Origin of the sequence: Jannaschia donghaensis (genome assembly GCF_001403795.1) — a bacterium.
GTDB classification, from domain to species: Bacteria; Pseudomonadota; Alphaproteobacteria; order Rhodobacterales; family Rhodobacteraceae; genus Jannaschia; species Jannaschia donghaensis.
Genome location: NZ_CXSU01000006.1, coordinates 1 through 7,191, shown reverse-complemented (window position 1 = coordinate 7,191; position 7,191 = coordinate 1). Strand labels below are relative to the sequence as shown.

Below are 7,191 nucleotides of genomic sequence, written 5' to 3'. Positions count from 1 at the left end.
CTTTGTCCGGGCCCTGTTCCGTAAGACGACCTGAAAGAGCGGACGAATGGCCGATCCGTGCTCAAAGCCAGCTAACGCAACAGTCCCGGTCGGTTCGTATTCCGTTCGATGGCGGCGCATGATACGGGCCGTTTGCCGGTGGCGATCGGCGTTGCATATTTAGTCACGAGATAATTGAATTGGCCGACGACCAGCTTACTCTCCTAAAACAGATGATCGCGACCCTGCGAGAAAAGCCGGTGATCCTGATCTGGATCCCGACGCGTCCGCGGATCACAACGCTTCGCCCGATCGCAGAGCGGCTGCAGGAAGACGGGTTCAGTGTTGTGGTGGCATACGCACGGCGTCTGACCGATAACCCGGACAGCCTTGGCTTCAGCGCCAAGACACCCTGTTTTGCCATAAGAGAGAGTGATGTCGGCAGCATTTCCGGGGTCACTATTTTCATTTCATCCGAGATTGGCGTCTGCTCCGCGCCCCGAAACTGTGCACGGGTCGGTGTCTACCATTCGTTGCCCGATCACGCGCTTGCACAGAACTATGCTGATGTATTGAAAATAAATCCGGTCGCCATGGCGAACATGGACTATTTCGCGGTTCTCGTGCAGCAATCAGCCGAAGCCTGGACGCTGGACAATTACCGACCGCATGTCGATCGGATCCTGCCAGCCGCTGCGTTGAGAGGCAGGAGAAAGGCCCTGTCGATCATTCCGTTCGGCTATCCGAAGATCGACCACCTGATGGCGACCGATACCAGCGCAGATACGCTTGACACGATTACATACGCGCCGACGAACTCCCGGCTTCCATTCGGCACGCTCGCCCAATCCGGGAAGGCAATCCTTTCGACCTTGCTGAGCGATTTCCCTGACCATCGTATCGCATTCCGTCCCTATCCCGGAGAGGACGCCGATCTTGTCAGCAAGATCTCTGCGCCGTTCGTTGATAACAAGCGTTTCGTTCTGGACCGGACTCCCACGGGCGAAGCTGTCACAAGACGAACGGCACTCATGGTGTCCGATCGATCCTCGGTCGCCATATCGTTCGGTCTTGGATACGCCCGGCCCGTCGTGTTCTACGAGGTGCGACCGGACGCGCGACTTCGGGATACGGGAAGCGTTCCCTTCGATCCCATCGGCGTGAAGGTGGCGGACCCGGAAAACCTGCGCGTCGAGGTCCAGCGGCTGATGAAGGAGGCACCGAAACGGCAAGCCGCAGTCATCGCCCGAAGGAATGACTTCATCTACAATCCTGGACGGTCGGTCGGCTACATGTCGGAAATCATGCCGGACATTATCTCCGGACGCGGCCGCGCCGAATGGCTTGAGGTGCCGCGTCGCCCGTTTCGCGCTATGACGGAAGCAGCCTACCGCAGGCAATATGACCGTGTCGTCGAAAAGGTCGCGGCCAGGTTTCCGGCGAACGTTGAGCCCACGCGAAATAAGCTCGGCCCGGCTTTCGAGACTTCGCCCTACAGGCGGATCAGGCGTCTGGGCGGTGCGATCCTTCGAAGAACGCCAGGTCTTCGACGCTATCTATCTCGCCCCATGCGTCCGAAGTAGGGATTGCCTGGACGCGCGCGCCGCGCGCGATCATGAAGTCCAAAAGCTCCGTCATGCTTTGTGCATCGCGGGTCTTGTGGTCCAGCGTGGCCCGCGCGTCGGCGATTTGTCTCCAGCCTGCGGGGGTGAACCGCAAAAGCCCCATGTACTGGCCTTCGATCTCGTCGATGGCGCGGGGGACCCGGCCGATCTCGGTCAGAAACATCGTGCCGCCTTCATCTCGCAGGCGGAAGGTCTCGGCGTCGAGCAGCGGATCGTCGAACCGCCCTTCCCACTGTGACCGCCACTCGGTGTCGAATGTGATGGCGAGGTCAGCGGTCGCGTCGGCCAAAGCCGAAACCGTGGCCGCCGAGTAGAAGATGTCGCTGTAGCTGACGATGACCGGCTCGGCACTAAGCCATGCTTCGGCCGTGGCAAGCGAGCTGACCATCTGCGTTTCCGCCCAACGCGGATTGTGGAACGTGGCATCGCCGTAGGAGACGAGCTGCTCGGCAAGATAGCCGGTGACGATCCCTATCTCGGTCGCGCCGGCTTGCATCAGGGCGGTCCGTTGTCGTTCGATCAGCGGAATGCCATCCAGCGGTGTCAGCCCCTTCGGCCTGTCTTCCGTCAGATGCCGCATACGAGAGCCCCGCCCGGCAGCGAGAATAAGGGTCTTCATCTTGAGATAACCTTTCCGAAGCGAGCGACATCGGAAGGATCAAAACGGTCCGCACGCTCGGGGTGCCACATCCAGCCCTCCCAGGGGAGAGTTCGATGCGAGATGGCCTCGACACTGCCGTCGGGAGCCTTTGCCAAAGCGCGGTAGTCGGATGGAAGACCGTCCAGCGCAAGCGTATGATAGGAATTCACATCATGATCGAGCTCACCGAACAGGCGATGCCGGGTCGCGACATGCCCCTCGACTCTCATCAGTGCGCCCCCGGCGGCCCGCGCGAGCACCTGCATCCCACGGCAAATCCCCAGAAGCGGCAGGGCGTGCCGGCGGGCATGATCCATGAGTGCCGTCTCCAGCGCGTCGCGGTCCGGTGTCGTGCCGATATCCGATCCGCCCGAAAGCAACACAGCATCCGGTGCCATGGCGTTCAGCCATTCGGCCAGGATCGGCTCCGACAGAGCTGAGGGAACCGGCAGGGGAAGGGCGCCGGCCGCCAACACGAACCGGGCCAGCCTGACGTCCAACGCGTCGCGCCACTCGCCATGCGGCGGACCGGTGAAGTCGCACCGTTGCGATATGATGACGCGCCGCAGGGTCACGCGATCTTTTCCACTCGCCGGCCCGCACAATCAATGTGCACACGCTGTGCCCGCGACCAGCGGCGGAACAGCAGTTCACCTGCACCAATTACGGCCGGCAGCCGCAACTCGCCCGCACGGATTGCCATATGCGAGTTCACGCCGCCGTATTCGGTGACGAGTCCGGCGATACCGCGCGAAAACAGCCAGTCGTAGCCGGGATCGGCGCTTTGGATGAAAACGATCGCGCCGTCGAGGTCGTCCCGCTGGGCGCCCGGACGCAGCAGCACTACGGCACCGGTTGCCTGGCTTTGCGTCACGAAGTTCGGTTCGCTCTCGGGAAGCTGAAAAGCATGCACATTCTCGGGCCGCGTTATCAGCGGCGGCAACCAGACCGACTGGGTTTCGACATAGGCGCGGCGACCCTCCTCAATGGACCGGCCGATCAACTCGGCCGGATCGTCGGTTCGCGCGCTGAGATCCTGTATCGCGCTGATCTGGGCGTAGGACAGGTCGTCGGCGCTGAACCCCAAGCTTTGCCCCCAGTCGGACAGGATCGCCATCGCGTCCGACAGGTTACGTGTAAAGACGAACTTGGCGTACTCGCGCTGTTCGATCCCGACATGCAGAAACTCCATCAATTCGACAACGTCGAGGCGAAGCTTGTGCTTGGCCAGCATCTCCCGAATCTGGCGCATCTGAAGCAGCGACAGGCCAAATTGGGGTGCTTTGTGTTCCGATCCGCTATCGCTGCGGTCACGCCCGTCGAGATACAGGCCGGGTGCCTCGTCGTAGCGGGGCGAGCGGATGTCATAGGTTCCGGGGCGCAGATGCCCGTACCGTGCCAAGAAGGATGCACGGTCCAGACGCACGCTGTCGCGCGAGAACTGGCCTGAAACCGTATCCACCGATTGCATGAAATCTTGGTAGTCAGTCTCGGTGAAGACTCCTGTCGTTACGAGCGAACGCAGAAGCTGAACCGCCATGAACCCGGCCCGCGCCAGACCGGCGAAGGGCAGCGTGCCGTACCGCTTGCAATCCTCGAGCAACCAATAGATCCGTTCCTGTGGCGCGAGGTCGGATGCTGCGATGCGATCATGCCGGGACTTCAGAGTTTCGATCTTCGCTGCATCGAGCCGCCATAGCCCGTTTTTCTTGTCGATCACCCGGTTCGTCAATCGGCGCAGGCTTTTCAGGATCTGCCGACATTCCTGCTCCGAAAATCCCGCATCTTCGAGCGATTTTATCCGCTCCGGCAGGTCCAGCGTATAGCAAGAAAAGACGATCTCAAACTCGATCTTGTCGTGCAGCGTAGGTGCAGCCACCAGGCGCGCGATGTAGTGATCGACAAGGCGGTTCGCGATCCCCTCGTCCAGATCGGCGGGAATGAAGGAATTGAAGGACAGCCGGACATCGATATAGGGCTGACCAGCGAAGGATTGTAGCAGCGGAAAGCTTCGCAGGTTGCGGTAGCCGTAGTTGTTGCGTTGATATGCCCAGGTCGCGTCGGTCACGAGGTTGCGGTACAGCGACAGGGCGAGCGGGCGCGGACGGGTGCCGATGATCTCCGCCGGGTTCCAATCCGGCATGACACCAAAGACGGTGGATTGTCCGCACAGATAGGGGTGGGCCTTTTGCGCCGCCGCCACCTTGGCCGCGATGCGGCGCGTCGTCGCCCGATGATCCGCGCGGGACGTTGCCGGTCTCGGTCCCGACATGACCAGAGCCCGGACCTGCAGCAGATAGACCGCGCCGCTGGTGTCACGGGCAAATTCGATATCCAACGGCTGATCGGGAACGAGCGTTTCGAGTTCGTCGAGAAGCCGCACTACGGCGGTCAGTTCGGGCGCTTCCGGTTCCGCGTCTGGCGTCAGAACGTGGGTTTCGATGTCCCCTTCGCCCGCGGTAACGGAGGTCGTGTCTGGGCCGCGATGCAGGCTGATGACCCGATAGGGTGACTTGGTGGACGGATCGTGCGTGAAGGCGACTCCCGACAGCGCGACGTCACGCAGCATCGGTTGGATCAGGACGACATCCTCGGGATCGTTCGTCCCACCGTAGGAGGCGATGACTGCATTGATCGCCCGGGCCAGCTCATCTGCGCCGGTGACGTTCAGGATGGACGCGAATGCGCCGGCGTTCGACTGGGTTAGGGTATCCTCGGACCGGGCCGATGACCTGACGATCAGCGCCGTGTCTGGTCCCAGCTCTTGCTGAACGGTTTCGATCGCAGCTTTCCTGTCGATCCACCAGTCGCCGCAACGCAGAGCGACCTGCGGCAGGATATGCGCGCCCTGCACGAGACCGGCCAGGTTGCGGAGTGTTTCGGCCTTGGTCGACAGCAGGCGGGACGGCAGCGCGGTCATGTGTAGATCGCCACGTGTTTCAGAGCCGGGTGAATGACGTAGTAGGTTCGGGCAACCTCATCTGGCCCAGGGTGGACGACCGGCCATTCTCCAGTCTCGATCCACGCACTCAATGTGTCGAGGAGGACCACGGCGCGAGCCGCCGAGTCGTGCAGGTGATCCATGCAGGTCTTGTCGGGCGGCGCGGAAAACTTGCGTCGCATCAGGATCGGGCCGGCGTCGATCTCGGCGGTCATGAAGATCGCGGATGCGCCCAGCGTACCCTCGGCGAGAAGGCTGTAATAATTCGTGGTCGAGCCCCTGAACGTCGGAAGGTATCCGCCGTGGACATGCAGGATCCGCTTGCCGACGTTCAGAACATTATCGCGAAGAATCTGGCCGCCGAAGCCTGAGTACAGGGCGACCCCGCCCGGTGCAGAGGACAGTGCGTCGACCACCGCGGGGTCGTTGATGTCGGTTTCGACCAGCCAGTCGACCGGCGCACCGATCGCATTCAAATCGTCTGCCAGTTTTGTGTTCGGATCGAAATGGGCCATGCGCCACAGGTCGTCGTGCTCGGCGATTCCCGGCGCGACGGGCAATAAGTCGCGTGCCTGTCCCGGCAGATCGGCATCGGGCCGCGTCATCGCCAACACACGGGCCGGACGCAGGCCCGCGCGAACGAGGTTCTGTAGATAGGCGCGGCTTCGCGTCGTGTCGGCGCAGATCATCGTCAGATCGGTAAGCTCACGCATGGCGTCTCTCCAGCTGCTCGATTGCGGCCAGTTCGCATTCGACGGTTTCGCGGAGCGTGCCATTGACGGACTGCAAGGCCTCGGTCGGCTGTGACAACAGCAGGTCGTGAAGCTTGAGAAGGGCATTTAGCCAGTCCAGCCGCGCCGGGTCCGTCGCCAGAAGCCGCGCCAGCCGCGCATAGAGGCTCAGGTCGCGGAACGGGCCGGAGCCCTTCCGCAGGCGCGCGTCGTAGCTTTCGTAAAGACGCTTCGTCACCTCGAAGCGTTGCACCAGCCGATCGATCCATTCGGGATCGGGACTGGCTTCGAGACTGTCGAGCAGGTCGGCGGTGCGGATCGGCCCGGACCCATCGGGCAAGGGGCCACCGGTGCCGAACGGCAGCAGGGTGCCCTTGGGCAGATGCGACAACGCCGTGCGGCGTGCCTCGCGGTAGACCGCCAGCCAGCCCGCGCCGCCCAGCGTGCTGTAGAAATATGTCTCGCGCCGTTCCAGAAGATCGCGGTCGGTGTATCCGTAGTCGCTCACGCGGGCATCAGCAGTCGCGCCAAAGGCGTCGCATGGTCCAGCAGGCCGGTTTCACTTCCGTCGTTCCGGATCAGGGTGTCGGGAAATTCGGGTTCGGGGAATTCGAGGTCCAGCCCCGCGACCTGCTGCGTCTGGCCGGTGGCATAGCGGGCATACAGGCCCTTCACGTCCCGTGCCTGAAGCTGGTGCAAAGGCGCATCGATATAAACCTCGTGATACGCCTTCACATTCTCGCGCATCCATTTGCGATGCTCGGGAAAGAGCGACAGGATCGCGCAGACGACATGCACGCCTTGACTGTCGAGCCAGCGGCACAGCCGCATGATCCGTTCGGCGTTCCGGCGGCGATCCTCAAGCGAGTGGCCCAGATCGTTGCCGAAAGTCTCGCGGATGACATCGCCATCGACCAAGACAACCGCGGCCCCGCCGCTTCGGGCCGTGGCGACCACGGCATCCGCCAATGTGGTTTTTCCCGCCCCGGAAAGGCCGATGATCCAGATTACCAAGGGAATTCTCCAAGCTCGTCCAGCGATTGTGACGCTTCCATAACTGCGCGCAAACGGGAAGCGGATTTCGCGTTGTAAAAGAGAGCGATCCGCAGGCTTACGTCACAGTAGCTATCATCGGCAAATTGCCATGTTCAACAGCTTCAACTCGAAAAAGATGTGGGAGATGGGACTGTTGCGTTGTTGATCATCTAACGGCGATGCTGCTTCCGATTGCCGATGTAGAGGAAGGATGCCGTGCGACACGATCCGTTCTGGGGA

Annotated in this window: 7 protein-coding genes; 1 reads left to right on the top strand and 6 read right to left on the bottom strand. The window is 61.9% G+C overall.

Going from position 1 to position 7,191, the window contains the following annotated elements:
* Window positions 1–212: 212 nt before the first annotated feature.
* Window positions 213–1,562 (top strand): hypothetical protein, encoded by a 1,350-nt coding sequence (locus tag JDO7802_RS04365; RefSeq protein ID WP_055083059.1) that lies wholly within the window; start codon window positions 213–215, stop codon window positions 1,560–1,562.
* Here JDO7802_RS04365 and JDO7802_RS04360 read toward each other — a convergent pair.
* From JDO7802_RS04360 to JDO7802_RS04335, 6 genes are all read right to left on the bottom strand, one after another.
* A complete protein-coding gene (locus tag JDO7802_RS04360; RefSeq protein WP_055083057.1) occupies window positions 1,483–2,223 on the bottom strand; it encodes a phosphocholine cytidylyltransferase family protein in 741 nt (246 codons plus the stop codon). The genes JDO7802_RS04365 and JDO7802_RS04360 overlap by 80 nt on opposite strands.
* Complete coding sequence (locus tag JDO7802_RS04355; RefSeq protein WP_222836392.1) at window positions 2,220–2,744, bottom strand: gamma-glutamyl-gamma-aminobutyrate hydrolase family protein; 525 nt, start codon at window positions 2,742–2,744, stop codon at window positions 2,220–2,222. The genes JDO7802_RS04360 and JDO7802_RS04355 overlap by 4 nt, the downstream gene beginning before the upstream one ends.
* Before the next feature lie 71 nt (window positions 2,745–2,815).
* Window positions 2,816–5,164, bottom strand: coding sequence for a PEP/pyruvate-binding domain-containing protein (locus tag JDO7802_RS04350; protein ID WP_055083055.1), 2,349 nt, complete (start codon window positions 5,162–5,164; stop codon window positions 2,816–2,818).
* Window positions 5,161–5,790, bottom strand: a complete 630-nt coding sequence (locus JDO7802_RS04345; RefSeq protein ID WP_222836391.1) for a formyltransferase family protein — start codon at window positions 5,788–5,790, stop codon at window positions 5,161–5,163. Before JDO7802_RS04345 ends, JDO7802_RS04350 begins: the two co-directional genes overlap by 4 nt.
* Window positions 5,791–5,890: 100 nt before the next feature.
* Window positions 5,891–6,424, bottom strand: coding sequence for a hypothetical protein (locus JDO7802_RS18190; RefSeq protein ID WP_055083051.1), 534 nt, complete (start codon window positions 6,422–6,424; stop codon window positions 5,891–5,893).
* Entirely contained in the window at window positions 6,421–6,930 is a 510-nt protein-coding gene (locus tag JDO7802_RS04335; protein WP_055083049.1) for an adenylyl-sulfate kinase, read from the bottom strand. Before JDO7802_RS04335 ends, JDO7802_RS18190 begins: the two co-directional genes overlap by 4 nt.
* Between the last annotated feature and the right edge of the window lie 261 nt (window positions 6,931–7,191).